Consider the following 14,572-nt stretch of genomic DNA (forward strand, 5'->3'; position numbering starts at 1 on the left):
ATTTCCCGAGGCCTCCTGGTGGACGATGAGGACAACCGCTTTGCCTTTCAATTCGGAGCGGGACTGGGATACGAGCTCAGTCCGCATTTCGCCCTGGACCTGGGCTACCGGTATTTTGCGACCCTCGACCCCGAATTCCGGGATGCTCAGGGCGAAGAGTTCGAATCCGAGTACCGAACCCACCAAGTCCAGTTGGGGGTGAGGGTAACTTTCTGAGATCAATCTCCCAGGCAAACCATCCCCGAAGAAATTGTGCGCCGCTTGCCGGATCATGGGGCGCTTGCCCATGGCGGCCGACCCGGCAACCACCGCAACAAATGAAGAAACAAACTAAAATAGAAAAAAGGAGGAAAATCCCATGCCGATTATCACCATCGAGGGACCGGAGATCAAAGACCTCGACACCCGTCGAGCCATGGTCCGTGAACTGACCGACGCCGCCGCCAAAGCCTATGGGCTGTCGCGCGAGAAGATGATCGTGCTCATCCGCGAAAGCACGCCGGAGAGGGTCGCGGTCGGTGGTGAGCTTCTCGTCGATCTTCACAAGTGAAACAGGAAAAGGCAGCCGATAGGCTGCCTTTTCCTGTTATGTCTCTCTCACGGGCCCCATTGTTTTCAGGTTCCTTTTAGCGTTCCGACCTGAGCATCAGGGAGGAGTCAGCGCAACCGACAGCAGAAGCAAAAACCCGATCAGTGCCAGCGAGGCGTGCAAAAACAGCAACGGCGTGGGCAGGCGCCGGTCCCGCAACGCGTAGGAGATGAGGCCCAGACCGCCGAGAGCAGTCACCGCGAAGACCCCTGCGGCCACCGCCAGCATACCGGCGGTGGCTTGCCTGAAGACGACCAGAAGCAGCAGCACCAGGCCGGTGGCCGCCAGAGATCCGTGACCCAGGCCCAACGCCAGGGGAATCTTCTTGCCTTGGAAATGCAACGTCGCCATCGTCAGCCCGGCGAAAATAGCCAGGGCGAAGAAGGTTATGCTTGCCGTCAACATGGTTGTCCCCTTTCTTCCATGAATTTTCCAGCCGATGCATCCTGCTTCTCAGTATATATCCGCGGAGGCCCTCAGCAGGCCCGACACGGGATTTTTGCCTTCTTCCCCTAGCCGTATTATAGCGGTAAACCAACCCTTCGCCGGTTAATGATTCCGGACGGAACCCCAAAGGAAAAGGCGGTCAAATCGACCGCCTTCTTGTGAACGTCCTCACTGCCCCCCAACCATCCCCGGATTCCTTCAGCGTTTCGACCTTTGCCCGCGGCGACCTATCTTGGGGGCGGGACATTCCTCCGCGGCCTTTTTCCGCCGGGCAGGAGTGGACTTTGTCGATTTCGTAGCCGGAGGCGAGGCCTTGACGGGCTTGACTTTAGCCTGCGCCGGCCTGGCCGCTCTCTTCTTCGATTTGGACGGAGGATTAGCCGCCTTGCCCGTTTTCGCCTGCACCCACCGCACGACCGCAACCTGCGGGAATTCCTCCAGGGTCTGTCGCGGGATGGCATATTTGAGCAGCTTCTCGATTGCTTTCAGCAGCGGCTGTTCTTCCGGACACAGGAGCGAGAGGGCCACCCCGTCCTCTCCGGCCCGGCCGGTGCGGCCGATGCGATGCACATAGTCTTCGGGGACCTGGGGCAGGTCGTAATTCACGACATGCGGCAGACGCTCGATGTCGAGGCCGCGCGCCGCCACATCGGTCGCCACCAGCACGCGCAGCTCTCCCCTCTTGAACTCCGCCAGGGTGCGCGTCCGGATCGACTGGCTCTTGTTGCTGTGGATGGCGGCGGCCTTGATGCCGTCGAAGAGCAATTCGGCGGTCAGCTTGTCCGCGCCGTAGCGGGTGCGGGCGAAGACCAGCACCTGATTCCATTCCCCCTTGCGGATCAGGTGGGAGAGCATTTCCCGTTTGCGCGCCCGCTCCACCGGATAAACGGCCTGGGTCACCGCGTCGGCGGCGATATTGCGGCGCGCCACCTCGATGCGCCGCGGCTGGTGAAGCAGCTCGTCGGCAAGATCCTTGATGTTTTGCGAATAGGTCGCCGAGAAGAGCAGGCTCTGGCGGTTCTCCGGGAGATACTCCGCCACTTTGAGGATGTCGTCGATGAACCCAAGGTCGAGCATGCGGTCGGCCTCGTCCAGCACCAGGACCTCGATCCTGGACAGGTTGATGGTATTTCGTTCGGCGTGATCGAGAAGCCGCCCAGGCGTCGCGACGACGATGTCGACCCCGCGATGCAGCCGCTCGATCTGCGCCTGGATGTTCACCCCGCCGTAGATCGTGGTCGAGCGCAGCGACAGCCGCCGTCCGTAATTCTGCATCTGCTCGCTGACCTGGGCCGCCAGTTCGCGGGTCGGCACCAGGACCAGCGCCCGCGGACGCCGTCGCTTCTCCGGAGGGGTCTTTTCACTCAGCCTCTGCACGATCGGCAGGGCGAACGCCGCCGTCTTGCCGGTGCCGGTCTGGGCGCCCGCCAGCAGGTCGCAGCCCTCGAAAATCACCGGGATCGCCTGGGTCTGAATGGGGGTCGGTGTGGTATAGCCCTGTGCGCCGATCGCGCTCAGCAGCTCGGCGCACAGGCCTAGAGAGTCAAATGACATGGAAAGAAATCCTTTAAGTGATCCAAAACAGCCGATGGCGCCGACCGCCGGTTCTTCATCCCTTTGCGCCTGACGCCATCCGCATGCGTCCGAGCTCTCGGGCGAGCGCTTCCTTGCGCGAGTCGTCGATCTCGCGCATGACGCTGCGGACGTCGGCGGGTTTCTCGCTCCGCGCAAAGCAGCCGGTCAAGGTTGACTCCGGGCGCAGCCTGCCTTTCTCGTAGAGGTGCCAGATCTCCTCGGAATAGGCGGTGGCCAGGAGTTCAGGAGCGTACCGGCCGAAGTAGGCGGCGAGGTTGTCGACGTCCCGGGCGAAGAGGCGGCCGGCGTTGTTGTTGCCGGCGGCGTCGATCGCCTGGGGCAGATCGATGATCACCGGCCCGTCGCAGGCGACCAGCACGTTGAACTCGGAGAGGTCGCCGTGCACCAGCCCGGCGCAGAGCATGCGCACCACCTCACCGATCAGCAGGCGATGGTAGTCCCGGGCCAGCGCCGCGTTCAGCTGCAGGTCGTTGAGGCGCGGGGCGACTTCGCCGCCGGCACCGACCACCAGCTCCATCAGCAGCACCCCCTCGTAAAAGGAATAGGGTCTGGGGACGCGCACCCCGGCATCGGCCAGGCGGTAAAGGGCGTCGACCTCGGCGTTCTGCCAGGCCGTCTCCTGCTCCTTGCGCCCGAACTTCGAGTGCTTCTCCATGGCGCGGGAGCGTCGGCTGTTGCGCACCTTGCGCCCCTCCATGTACTGGGTCTGCTTCTGAAAGCTGCGCTGCTTGAGCTCTTTATAGACCTTGGCGCAGCGGATTTCGCCTTCGCTGCGCACCACGTAGACCTCGGCTTCCTTGCCGCTCATCAACTGGGCGAGAACCTCCTCGATCAGGCCGTCCTGCAGCAGAGGTTCCAACCGTTTTGGGATTTTCATCGATGTTTTTTCCATTTTGGGATCGCGGTGCGCCGCGCGCCTTCGAGTTGCGCCGCCGCTATAAAAAAAGCCTGAAACCACGTCGATTTCAGGCCGACTCAAGTACTTCCGGTGTTATGACCCGGGCGGGCCCCAGAGCCCGCCCGGAACTACTTCTTTTCCGCTTTTTTGATCTTTTTATCGGCCTTCTTTTCCTTCATGGTTTTGGCCGGTTGCTTTTTTTCCGGCTTCTTGCTGTCCATGCCCTTGCTCATGATGGTTCTCCTGTCAGGATACGACGAGACGATATTCGGATCATCATAGCACGCCCGGGTTTTCGGAGGACTCTTTTTTTTGGGGCCGGCGGTACGGACTACTTGTATGCCGTGACGCCCATGAGCTCGACGATTTTCACCACTTTGGTGAAGCCGGCCTCCCTGAGCCTCTGCGCGGCATGATCTGTAAAGCTGGTGCCGCGCTTCAGCAGATGCGGGTTGCCCGTATAATGGAACAGGACGCCGCGCCTTCTCAGCACACGGTAAATCTCCCGGTAGAAACGCTCTCCATAGAGCTCCCCGGCGAGGGAAAACCGGGGCGGATCATGAATGATCGAATCAAAGGATTCGTCCGCGAGCTCCCTGATGTAGTCATCGATATCGGCATGGACCAGCTGGATGCCGGCGCCGAAAATCCTCTGCGACCACGGGTTCTTCTTGCGCAGCTCCATCACCGTTGCGCTCCGCTCGACCGAAACGACTTCGCGCGCCCCTAGATTCAGCGCTGCCGAGGCCGCGTAGCCGAGCCCGCTGCAGGTATCCAGCACCCGGTCCCCTTTTTTCACGACCTGCGCGGCCATCTGCCCGGCACTTTCAAAGGGATTGACCCCCTTCGAGATGTGCATTTTTACTCCGCTGATTTCCAGCAGCGGCGCCTGATCCGTGGGGACGAGCTTGTAATAACCGTCACCCCTCGCCTCGAGCACCTCGAGCCGGCCGTCCTCCAGGTGGAAGATCCTGTTCTCCTTCCCCTCAATCCGCCGCAGCTCTTCCCGGCTCAGCCGGTTCTCCGCGTCCAGGGTCAGCCCGTCGCCGCAGAGGCCGAATGTGCCGCGGGAGAGGTTGAGATCGACCGAAATGTCAATGCGGTTGTCGCCTCTGTCCATCGCGTCGAGGATCCGGCGGGCAACAGCCGAATAGAACCAGTAGCCGTTTTTGCTCATGACAGCTTGCCGAGCAGCCTGACAAAATCCTCCGGCATTCCGGTGTCGAAGCTCATGGTCCTGCCATTGTAAGGGTGAATGAAGGAAATCGATCGGGCATGAAGGGCAAGCCGTTTTGAGACTGTTTCCCCGCTCCCGTATTTCCTGTCTCCCACGACGGGATGCCCCATTTCCGAGAGATGCACCCGGATCTGGTGCTTCCTTCCGGTGAGGAGGTGGATTTCCAGCAGGCTGAACCCCCTGGTCTCTTTCAATACCTTGTAGGTCGTATGGGAGAGCTTCCCTTTGGCGGCGTCAGGGGTCGAGTAGACCCTTTGGGCGGCATTCTCGGCCAGGAAGGTGGAGATCGTGCCCTCCCCGGGCGTCAGCCGTCCGTGGACGATGGCCAGATAGCGCTTGTCGGTCTGCTCCCAATTCTCCTGCAGGAATTTCTTGGCCTGCTCGCTTTTGGCAAAAAGCAGTATCCCGGACGTGTCCTGATCCAGGCGATGGACCACATACACCCTGTTTCTCGATTTCGGATCTCCCTTGCGGACATAATCGTTGAGCAGGTAGTGGGCCGTTCTCGACTTGTCCCGCTCCGTGCCGATGGTCAGCAGCCCGGAAGGCTTATCCACCACGAGGATATCCCTGTCTTCATGCAGGATGGGCAGCCCCCGGGGCTGATGCTTTCGGGCCGGCCGGTTGTCTTTGCGCGGATGATCCAATGTGCTTCCACCTTTCCCTGGCCCGCTGGTCCTGTTCAGGGCTTACCCATGAGCGCAGATTTCCAGCTTATATCCAGGAGGCAAAAGGGTACAGGTTTATTTTTTTCGGTCTTGCCATCTGCCGAGGATCTGGATAGTCTTCATATAACCCCCGCACCGAAACCCGAATCAACATTGAACACATCCCCTCCCCCTGACAGGACACATCCTGAAATGACTGGAAAGTTATTTGTCCTATTTACAGGAGTTCTGCTCCTTTCGCTGCTGGCGGGATGCTCTCCGGAGCAGGCGCGGAAGGAGCGCTTTATCTCTGCACTGTACAATCTGGATTATGCCGATCCGCGCTCCGCGGGTATAAATCCGAAAAAATTGAAGGAAATAGATGCCATCGTCAAAGAGGCTATCCGTGAAAGGGCCACGCCGGGCGCCGTGGTGGTGGTGCTCAAGGACGGGAAGATCATCTTTGATCGAGCCTACGGGCATCATACGTACGACAAAGAAGTGCCGACGCGGCCGTTCGACATCTATGATGTGGCATCGGTCACCAAGATTTTCGCCACCACGATCGCGGCCATGCGCCTGGTGGACCAGGGGAAACTGGACCTGGATGCCACAGTGGGCACCTACCTGAGCGAATTGAACCATTCGCATCCCGACAAAGCCGCCATAATAGTGCGCGATCTGCTGACGCACCGGGCCGGCTTCATTCCATTCATCCCCTTTTTCCGCGGTATCGGTGAGGGCGATTACAGCACCGAATCCTCTGCCCGTTACCCTGTCAAAGTGGCGGAGCGCTTTTATCTGGGCAGCGATTATTACAGTGAAGTGATGTGGAAGCAGATCATCGACTCGCCGCTGCGGACACCGGGAAAATCGATCTACAGCGATATCGGCATGTTCGTGATGAAGGAGGTTCTGGAGCGCATCGTGCAGCAATCTCTGGATGCGTATGTCGACGAGCAGTTCTACCGGCCTTTAGGCGCCTGTTCCGTGGGTTTCTGTCCGCTCGACCGCTTTGCCGAAGCACGGATCGTCCCCACCGAGATCGACACTTACTTTCGCGGGCAGCTGCTGAAAGGGTACGTGCAGGATCCGGGAGCGGCCATGGCGGGCGGCGTATCGGGCCATGCCGGGCTGTTCGCCGCCGCCTATGACCTCGCCATCCTATCCCAGATGCTTCTGAATGGCGGCATCTATAACGGCCGGCACTATATCAGGCCCGAAACGGTGAGACAGTTTTCGTCCCGCCACTCCGATGACAGCCGACGCGGTCTGGGTTTCGATTGCTGGGACCCCGAATCGAAGGAGGGTTATCCCTGCAGACTGGCCTCGCCTGAGACCTTCGGCCATACCGGCTATACCGGTACGTGCGTGTGGATCGATCCTGAACATCGACTGATCTATATCTTTCTATCGAACCGGCTCTACCCCTCGCAGACGGTAAACAAGCTCGCGAAGTTGAATATTCGTTCGCGCATTCAGGACGTAGTCTACGAGGCGATCGGGACATCCTCCGCAGAATCCAGGAACTTTTCCCCGCCCATCTCCTCTGTTTCTCAATAGACACTTCACCAGCCCCCTCTCACTCCGGCGCGGGAAAACCGAGAGCGGGTCGGATGACCAGCAGGAACGCCTCGGCAATGCGTGCATGCCCTTCGTCGGAAGGATGGAACCCATCCACATCGCCCTGCATCGCTCGCCCCAAGCGCCAGATAGGCCAGCGGGCCTAGCGGCGGCGGCCTGTCATCCCCCGAAGAACCTCCACAGGCGGTTAGCAGGACCGCCGACACCATCCAAGCCAGATATCGCCTCCCCATAACCTCTCCCTTGAACGTCCCCCTGCCCTTCCATGGTGCCCCGTAAAAGCCCATTGGCAAGAATGCACGGACGAAAGGCCGGTGGCCAAAAATTTCTGGAACTGTTTGAAAAACAGGGGGAAAAGCCCCCCCTTAAAGCAGGGACTTCCCCCATGGCTAAATTTCCCCCGGATCAGCCATAATAAACCTTGCAATTCTCATGAAAACCATGAATCGCCAGAAGGGGCCTTCGCCCCATGAACAAAATATTTATTCTTTTGTCCTGTTCCCTTTCACCCGACACAAAGAGAGACGATGAAATGAAGGTACTGAAACGACGCCAATTCTTGAAGTATTCGGGCCTGGGCCTGGCCGCCATCTATGTAGGTGGCTGCGGTGGGGGCGGAGGCGGTGGAGGAAACGGTGGCACCGGAGGGGACGACGACGATCTCCCCGCCGGCGGCGGCAATGACGAAGTTGCCGCGACTCTCAACTTCACCATTACCGATGCCGTCAAGGAAATGATCACCCACGAGCCCCTCAGTCAGGGCGGAGGCGAGGCCCTGTGCTATTTCTGGGCTTATCAGGTCAGTGACGCGACCGATCCCGAGAACGTGGTCGACTTCCCCGTTGACTGCCCCGGGCCGCAGATCTTCGCCACGGAAGGGGACCGCATCGCGTTGAGAGTCACCAACACCCTGGACGTCCCCCACGCCTTCTTCATCGAGGGGCTGGTCGACAGCGGCCCGATCGAGCCGGGAGAAACGTGGGAAGGGGAGTTCGAAGCCAAAGATACCGGCGTCTTTCTCTATCACGACAATCTCAATGCGCCCGTGAACCGGGTGATGGGCCTTCACGGCGCCCTGGTGGTCATGCCCAAGGAGGCTTCAGGAGACAGGTGGACGCCTTACAAAGATCCCACACAGGCGGTTCAGCAGCTCTTCGACGACTTCGGCAGCGCTCCCTGGTGGCCGGGGCTGGCCTGGGAAGAGGGCGATGTCCGCCCCGCCTCCTTCGTCGAGCCCTTCCGCCAGTACGTCTGGCTCTGCCATCAGGCCAGTCCGGTCCTCTTCGCCGAAGTCGGGCGGCACCATGAGAACAACCCCGGCGTCGAGTTCGATGCCGCGACCTTTGTCGAAGCCTTTCTCAACGATCCCTTCATCAACACCAGCAACGACCCGCGCACGGACCCCGGCGTCGGTCTGCCCAAAACCGAGAACTTCAACCGGAAACCCCATTTTTTCACCATCAACGGCCAGTCGGGGTTCTTCGCCCACCACAATCCGGCCATCACTCCCTTTCACCGCATCGGAGAACCCACCTTGGTGCGCATCCTCAACGCGGGCATGACGGTTCACTCCCTGCATCTGCACGCCAATCACTTCTTCGTGACGGCCGTCAACAACGAGGCCCAGGAGAACCCCCTCTGGGTCGATGTCTACAACGTCTTTCCGATGGACCACGTCGACTACACGATTCCCTTCATGCGTCCCCCCGACATCCCCAACCAGAGGGGCATCGGCCGGGCCGACGCGGGACGTTCGACGGCGGGCGGCGGCACGACCTGGCCGCCGCTGGAAGAGTTCGATCGCTTTTTCCCTCCGCAGGGGACCATGGTCCAGAGCTACGACGATCCCAACGTCCTGGTCGATGTCGGCATGCGGCAGTCGCCGCTGTGCTATCCGATGCACGACCACACCGAAGCCTCGCAGACGGCCCAGGGCGGCAACTATAACAGCGGCATGATCGCCGGAATCTACTTTATCGGCGACCGCAATACCCCAGGCCAGATGAATTTCCCGTTGGAACCCGAGTTTGAAATGATGCTGATGCTCGGGCGCCGCGTCGGCGTCACCGGCAGCCCCGCAGGCGGGTGGCCCGACGGCTCGACAACTGAGTCCTGATTCCGATCAATACCATTTGGCGATAAGTAAAGGAGAAAAAAATGTCATTCTCTAATCCCGCTCACCGGATAGTTCGTAAAAGGATCGCCGGCATGCAGGGCGCCTGGACCAAGATGTGGGATCCTCCCGGGGAAACCCCGGCCCTGCCGGAGCGCCTGGCCCCCACCAATCCGGTCCCCGCCTTCATGGAGCAGACCCTCGGGCAGGACGTTTTCCGGGTGGACACACCCAATGTCGTGCAGCGCCGGCTCCTGCACGGGCTGACCCTGCGCACGTGGGATGACGCCAAGGATCTAGAGTTCATGACCTTCCGGGACTCGGACGACCGGGAGGGGGACGGCCATTTTCCCGGCGCCACCATTCGCGTCCCCCGCGGAGCCATCTTCCATTGCCTGGCCCAGGCCAGCGGTCCGCCCCCTCACACGATCCACTGGCACGGACAGGAGCCGACGCCGATGAACGACGGCGTCGGCCACTGCTCGATGGAAATCGACGGGGGAGGCAACGGGTACACCTACCAGCTTCAACCCAACTTCATCGGGACCTATTTCTACCACTGCCACCGCAATACGGTTCAGCATTTCGAGTTCGGCCTTTACGGCATGTTCCTGGTCGAACCTCCCGACGCCTTCGAAGGACCCAACGCCGGCGGATACCCTCGCCGAACCGCGGCCAATCTGGAAAATTTCTCGAAATTCGATGACAAGTATGTCGACGGAGACGCCACCTGGGGGGTGGCCGGACCTCTGGACGGCGCACTTGGAGACCCCGATCCCCATGCCTTCACCGTCGAATACGACGTCGAAGCCCTCTGGGTGCTCGACGACCGGGACTCGGTCTGGAGCGACCTGGCCTCCGATGCCAAGGCTTTCTACCCCGGAGGGGCCTTCACCGAGGATGGACATTTTTCTGACGAGGCCGTTTTGGATACGAACCCCCCGGTTGCGGCGCTCCCGGTCAACCGTCCCGGGGTCGACGACCAGTTCCCCAAAGGCTTCTTCCACGATTTCAACGCCGACTACTGGTTCGTCAGCGGCGTACCGGTACCGGCCCATAAAGGAGGAACCGCATCCATTCCTTCCGGCAACGTCGTTCCTGCCGTCCTGAACAGCGGCGTGGCCGGGATGCAGGTGGACGTGAACGCCGAGGTCGACCAGGTGGTCCTGATCCGGGTCCTGAATGCGGCCTACAACCGCATCGAGGTCACCTTCCCGGTCGACGTAGTGATCATCGCCTTCGACGGGCGTGCATTGGGGGTTCCTCCCTTCGCACGCTACAACCACGCCTTCGAGCTCAAGGCCGGAACGCCCTACCACATGAGCACGGCACGCCGTTTCGATGCCTTGATCCGCTCCTCCTCGCCCATCAACAGCTTTGCCGAGGTGAAATTCTTCTCCGCCAAAGGTCCGAACATTCAGGGAGTCGAGCCGCTCCTGGTGACCGCCCGGATCCCCATCGTCATCAACGAACCCGCTCTTTAGAAAAATCACACATGTAAACCGCGGGGGGATGTTCCTATCCCCCCGCACCCATTTCAGGAAAGGGGAAGGAATGCACCCAGCGCTGAAGTCCTCGATGGCGGTCCTATCTCCTGTCGCCCTGTCTCTTGTCCTCCTGGTTGCCTTGACCGCGTGCGGAGGTGGTGGCGGGGACGGCAGCACCGTGCCCGCGCCACGGGCTGACCGCTTCACCTGGACCGGCAACACCCGCCTCAACGTCACCGCATCCGACGGCTTGCTCGCCAACGACCCGCCCGGCACCACCATCTCCACGGCCTCAAGCGTCACCGGCCAAGGAGGGGCCGTCACCGTCAATCTGGCCACCGGAGCCTTCGTCTACGATCCTCCGGTCGGCCTCCAGAACGCGGACGACACTTTCAGCTACACCACCAGCGGTGGTGCGGTCACGGCGACAATCACGCTTGAAGAGCGCATCTGGTACGTGCGGAACAATGATGCCGGAGCCAACCAAGGGACTCAGTTGTCTCCCTTTCTAACCCTGGCACAAGCCGAAGCCGCCGCGGACGAGAACGACATCCTCTTCGTGTTTGCCGGCGATCAGACGGACACCGGTCAGGACACCGGCATCACCCTGAAAAACGGTCAGCGACTGCTCGGCGAAGGGGTGGGATTGCGAGTAAACGGCGTGCCCATCGTCGATCCGGTGCCCGAATCTCTTATATCCAACGCCGCACTGGCAGCAGTCGGCGACTCGCCTGTCGTCACGCTCGCCTCAAACAACGAGGTTGCTGGCTTCATCCTCCAGCCGGCCTTCAACGAAGGCATTCTAGCCATGGGGGGCGGCGGATACAGCCTGCACGACAATATCATTCGGAATTTCGATCCCGACAACGGCAGCGAAGGGATACGGCTGCTCCACGTCACCGGCGAAAACCTGGTGACCCGCAACACGATCAGCGGTTCGCCGGGCACGGCCATCAAGGTGGCCAACAATGAGGACCGGACCGGGGACATGGTGCCTGCAACACCTGTTGTCGCCAGGGTGACCATAAGCCGCAACACTATAACCAGCGCGGTTCGCAACGGGATTGCATGCAATCTCGACGGTGCCGGCACCGAGGTGACGCTGAACATCCTGACCAATACCATAGCCACCGCCGGCCTCGCCGCTGCGGACAAGGGAATCCGTATCGACAGTCTGGGCGGCGCCGGTGTCACCACCCTCCTCTCCCGCAATTCCATCTCGGCCAGCAGCGGCGAGGCCATCGGTCTTCTGGCTGCCGCCACCGCCCAGTTGCACGCCTTTGCCGCCAACGGCAATCTGACCGGAAGCGGAGCGGTTTTCGACTTTCACGCGTCGACGGCCTCCCCTGGCGCGGCCCTTTGCCTGGAGCTGGTCAACAACGCCAACGCTGCCGGCAACTCATCGTTCCAGATCGATAACGTCGCCGGAGGTGATCTTCGCTTTTTCGAGGATCTGAACGACACCCTCGCCGAGCGCGTCGAGCCGGTCGTCCCCATTGCTCCAGGAGAGTGCGGCATCCCTCTCGACGGCGCGGCGCTCTTCGAGACCAATTGCGGCCACTGTCATCGCGGCAATGGCCTGGGCCGCGGATCGGTAGGGCCGAACGTTACCAACACGACCGCGGACGAAATCAACTTTCAGATCGCCACCAACTTTTCCATGAGCGATATTAACCTGACCCAACAGGAGATCGCGGCCATCGCGGCGACTCTGTCTGCGACACCCTGAAACGACCTTCCCATGGCTGCCAGCCATGGATAAACCATAAGTCCCTCTCCCCGGGTGGATTTTCCTGTCTTCCGTGGTACGCAGCAAAAGCTGGCGGCGTCTCGGCGGCTACTTCCTGAATACGCTCAGGAGCCTTTCGAATCCCGCCTTTTCGAGGGTCGAGACCTCCTCGAGTTCTCCGGCATCCAGCCAGACCCCTGCGCATTCGGTACATTTATCGACCTTGATCGTCCTGTAGTCGATTTCAACGAGTTCCATCCCGCACTTGGGACATCTCATAAAATGAAGTTCCCTGAGCCGCTTCTTCTCCTCCTCGGCAAGGGCTTTATGCCTCTCCTCATGGATTCTTCTCTGCTTCTCGTACGCCTCTCTGGCAAAGTATTCTTCTTCTTTTCCGCTCGGCTTCTGCACCATGGAAACGCTCCTCTATGACAGGGAATGATTTACAACCCGGGGTCATCTTCTTTCGCCCCCGAATAAAACATATAGAAGAGCGGAAGGAGGTCAAGTCCCTTTCTTCTATTTTGGATTCACCCGATTGCATTGGCGGGAGAGGCTGCTAACATGAAAATTATTTAGCTTTACAGCTTACAGCAATCACGGGAGGTGGACATGCGAGGATGGTGGAAGGGGATGCTGCCGCTCCTGACGGGTGCGGCCCTGGTGAGCATGGCAGCGCTTTCGGCAGCCCAGGCGCCGAATGGGGAGAAGGTGGATGCGGCCGGCTGCTTCGGCTGCCACGAAGAGGTGCAGACACTCTGGAAGGGCTCCAGCCATGTCGATCTCGGCTGCGACACCTGTCATGCCGGGATGCCGGCGCACCTGAAGAACCCGCAGGAGAAACCCCGGACCGATCTGAATCCGGAGGTCTGCGGCGCGTGCCATCAGAATCAGTACGAGACGTTCTTCCAGGTCAACTGGAATTCTCCGGCGCGCCAGGAAAAAGGGGTTCCGGAAGGGCGCTCGCCGCAGCAGGACAAGCTGCTGGCCCCGCACGGATTCACCGTCGAACACAACGAGCCGCGCTCCCATCCCTTCATGGTGGCGGACATGCTGGTCGTGGACCGCTTTTCCGCAGGCCGCTACCAGTTCAAGGAGCGGTGGGGGGTAACCCGACCTGGAAAGGTCTGGGACGTGGTGGAGGACACCGGCCGGACGCTTCCGGCGACGACCAAGGCCGGGAATCCCGTCTGTCTGCAGTGCAAGACCTCCGACCTGATCCTGAAGTGGAAATTCCTGGGAGACAAGGACCCCGGCGCGAAGTGGGACCGGACCTCCGACGTCGATGCCATGGTCAAGGATGTCCAGAACGTGATGGGCTGCATCCATTGTCATGACCCGCACGCCGCACGTTCCCGCATCGTCCGCGACGCCCTGATCGAGGCGGTCAGCCGCGAAGGCATCAATCCTTACGCCCCCGATCCCCAGAAGAATGCCGTCGAGGTGGTCACTTTCCGCGACTTCCGGCGAATCGGACTGATCAACGAGGGCGGCGCCGGCCTGGTCTGCGGGCAGTGCCATGTGGAATACAGCTGCAATCCCGGCATCACGCCGGAAGGGGAGAAGATAGGCTTCGATGACCGCCGCACCAACCATTTTCCCTGGCGCAACGCCCTGGACATTCTGGAGCAGTACGACACGATCGGTTTCCGCGACTTCCGGCACGCGGTGACCGGCGCCCGCCTGGTCAAGCTCCAGCATCCGGAATTCGAAACGTTCTGGGGGAGCGTGCACGAGCGGGCCGGAGTGAAATGCATCGACTGCCACATGGTCCCGGCGAAGAACGGGGCGGGGGAAACCTTCACCTCCCACCTGATGGTCGGACCGCGGGAGCGGATCGAGCAGGTCTGCCTGCGCTGCCACCCTGAATCCACTGCGGAGGAAGCCCTCTACCAGGTCGATGCGGTGCAGAACTATACCCGCGGCAAGATGCGCAAGGCCGAGTACCACCTGGAGCTGCTGATCGACACCTTCGAGGAGGCCGCCCGCCAGGGGGTGCCCGAGGAAGCGCTCGCCGCCGCCCGCAAGCAGCACGAGATCGCCCACGTGCTCTGGGAATGGTGGACGGCTGAGAACAGCGACGGCTGGCATAATCCGTCCCTGGCGAGGGAGAGCCTGGCCGCCTCGGAAGCGGCCGCCAAGGAGGGGATCAAGACGCTGCAGGACGCCATGAAGGCGAAGACGGGCGCTCCCGTGGTGCGCTGACGTTGTAATGTGAAAGGGGGCGCCGGTGAAGGCGCCCCCT

The 14,572-nt window shown here is 60.8% G+C and carries 13 protein-coding genes; 7 read left to right on the top strand and 6 right to left on the bottom strand.

Annotated elements, in window-relative coordinates; genetic code table 11:
• Together DTF_RS0102260 and dmpI are read left to right on the top strand one after the other, a co-directional pair.
• A partial coding sequence (locus tag DTF_RS0102260; protein ID WP_027714000.1) for an outer membrane protein occupies window positions 1–216 on the top strand: 216 nt, incomplete at its 5' end.
• 142 nt (window positions 217–358) lie between these two features.
• On the top strand, window positions 359–550 hold the full coding sequence (gene dmpI, locus DTF_RS0102265) for a 4-oxalocrotonate tautomerase DmpI (protein WP_027714001.1): 192 nt from the start codon (window positions 359–361) through the stop codon (window positions 548–550).
• Window positions 551–646: 96 nt separating this feature from the next.
• On the opposite strand, the gene DTF_RS21500 is transcribed toward dmpI, so the two are convergent.
• The 5 genes from DTF_RS21500 to DTF_RS0102295 form a co-directional block, all read right to left on the bottom strand.
• Window positions 647–991 (bottom strand): hypothetical protein, encoded by a 345-nt coding sequence (locus DTF_RS21500; protein WP_155890670.1) that lies wholly within the window; start codon window positions 989–991, stop codon window positions 647–649.
• A gap of 243 nt (window positions 992–1,234) precedes the next feature.
• On the bottom strand, window positions 1,235–2,590 hold the full coding sequence (locus tag DTF_RS0102275) for a DEAD/DEAH box helicase (RefSeq protein WP_027714002.1): 1,356 nt from the start codon (window positions 2,588–2,590) through the stop codon (window positions 1,235–1,237).
• Between the two features lie 55 nt (window positions 2,591–2,645).
• Window positions 2,646–3,509 carry a PA4780 family RIO1-like protein kinase gene (locus DTF_RS0102280; RefSeq protein WP_027714003.1) on the bottom strand — a complete coding sequence of 288 codons (864 nt, stop codon included), beginning with the start codon at window positions 3,507–3,509 and terminating at the stop codon, window positions 2,646–2,648.
• Between the two features lie 352 nt (window positions 3,510–3,861).
• Window positions 3,862–4,707, bottom strand: coding sequence for a methyltransferase domain-containing protein (locus DTF_RS0102290; protein ID WP_027714004.1), 846 nt, complete (start codon window positions 4,705–4,707; stop codon window positions 3,862–3,864).
• Window positions 4,704–5,414 (bottom strand): RluA family pseudouridine synthase, encoded by a 711-nt coding sequence (locus DTF_RS0102295; RefSeq protein WP_027714005.1) that lies wholly within the window; start codon window positions 5,412–5,414, stop codon window positions 4,704–4,706. The genes DTF_RS0102290 and DTF_RS0102295 overlap by 4 nt, the downstream gene beginning before the upstream one ends.
• 213 nt (window positions 5,415–5,627) lie before the next feature.
• On the opposite strand from DTF_RS0102295, the gene DTF_RS21505 reads away from it, so the two are divergent.
• The 4 genes from DTF_RS21505 to DTF_RS0102320 all read left to right on the top strand — a co-directional run bounded on the left by DTF_RS21505 (window position 5,628) and on the right by DTF_RS0102320 (window position 12,327).
• Complete coding sequence (locus DTF_RS21505; RefSeq protein WP_051360736.1) at window positions 5,628–6,977, top strand: serine hydrolase; 1,350 nt, start codon at window positions 5,628–5,630, stop codon at window positions 6,975–6,977.
• A gap of 553 nt (window positions 6,978–7,530) precedes the next feature.
• A complete protein-coding gene (locus DTF_RS0102310) occupies window positions 7,531–9,114 on the top strand; it encodes a multicopper oxidase domain-containing protein (RefSeq protein WP_027714006.1) in 1,584 nt (527 codons plus the stop codon).
• 41 nt (window positions 9,115–9,155) lie between these two features.
• The gene (locus DTF_RS0102315) at window positions 9,156–10,595 is read left to right on the top strand and encodes a multicopper oxidase domain-containing protein (protein WP_081702749.1); all 1,440 of its coding nucleotides are present in this window, start codon (window positions 9,156–9,158) and stop codon (window positions 10,593–10,595) included.
• Window positions 10,596–10,665: 70 nt separating this feature from the next.
• Complete coding sequence (locus tag DTF_RS0102320) at window positions 10,666–12,327, top strand: right-handed parallel beta-helix repeat-containing protein (RefSeq protein WP_162148581.1); 1,662 nt, start codon at window positions 10,666–10,668, stop codon at window positions 12,325–12,327.
• Between the two features lie 108 nt (window positions 12,328–12,435).
• Here DTF_RS0102320 and DTF_RS0102325 read toward each other — a convergent pair whose 3' ends face one another.
• A complete protein-coding gene (locus tag DTF_RS0102325; protein WP_027714009.1) occupies window positions 12,436–12,741 on the bottom strand; it encodes a zf-TFIIB domain-containing protein in 306 nt (101 codons plus the stop codon).
• Between the two features lie 198 nt (window positions 12,742–12,939).
• Between DTF_RS0102325 and DTF_RS0102330 the strand changes: the two genes are divergently transcribed.
• The gene (locus tag DTF_RS0102330; RefSeq protein ID WP_035055218.1) at window positions 12,940–14,532 is read left to right on the top strand and encodes an ammonia-forming cytochrome c nitrite reductase subunit c552; all 1,593 of its coding nucleotides are present in this window, start codon (window positions 12,940–12,942) and stop codon (window positions 14,530–14,532) included.
• Window positions 14,533–14,572: the final 40 nt, after the last annotated feature.

This window comes from Desulfuromonas sp. TF (assembly GCF_000472285.1).
In the GTDB taxonomy this organism is placed as follows: Bacteria; Desulfobacterota; Desulfuromonadia; order Desulfuromonadales; family ATBO01; genus ATBO01.

What these genes read in the sequence shown, in the direction of transcription:
- DTF_RS21505 (WP_051360736.1), top strand. Translation starts at nt 5,628, where the DNA reads ATGACTGGAAAGTTATTTGTCCTATTTACAGGAGTTCTGCTCCTTTCG.
- DTF_RS0102290 (WP_027714004.1), bottom strand. Translation starts at nt 4,707, where the DNA reads ATGAGCAAAAACGGCTACTGGTTCTATTCGGCTGTTGCCCGCCGGATC.
- DTF_RS0102315 (WP_081702749.1), top strand. Translation starts at nt 9,156, where the DNA reads ATGTCATTCTCTAATCCCGCTCACCGGATAGTTCGTAAAAGGATCGCC.
- DTF_RS0102320 (WP_162148581.1), top strand. Translation starts at nt 10,666, where the DNA reads ATGCACCCAGCGCTGAAGTCCTCGATGGCGGTCCTATCTCCTGTCGCC.
- dmpI (WP_027714001.1), top strand. Translation starts at nt 359, where the DNA reads ATGCCGATTATCACCATCGAGGGACCGGAGATCAAAGACCTCGACACC.
- DTF_RS0102280 (WP_027714003.1), bottom strand. Translation starts at nt 3,509, where the DNA reads ATGAAAATCCCAAAACGGTTGGAACCTCTGCTGCAGGACGGCCTGATC.
- DTF_RS0102275 (WP_027714002.1), bottom strand. Translation starts at nt 2,590, where the DNA reads ATGTCATTTGACTCTCTAGGCCTGTGCGCCGAGCTGCTGAGCGCGATC.
- DTF_RS0102325 (WP_027714009.1), bottom strand. Translation starts at nt 12,741, where the DNA reads ATGGTGCAGAAGCCGAGCGGAAAAGAAGAAGAATACTTTGCCAGAGAG.
- DTF_RS0102310 (WP_027714006.1), top strand. Translation starts at nt 7,531, where the DNA reads ATGAAGGTACTGAAACGACGCCAATTCTTGAAGTATTCGGGCCTGGGC.
- DTF_RS0102330 (WP_035055218.1), top strand. Translation starts at nt 12,940, where the DNA reads ATGCGAGGATGGTGGAAGGGGATGCTGCCGCTCCTGACGGGTGCGGCC.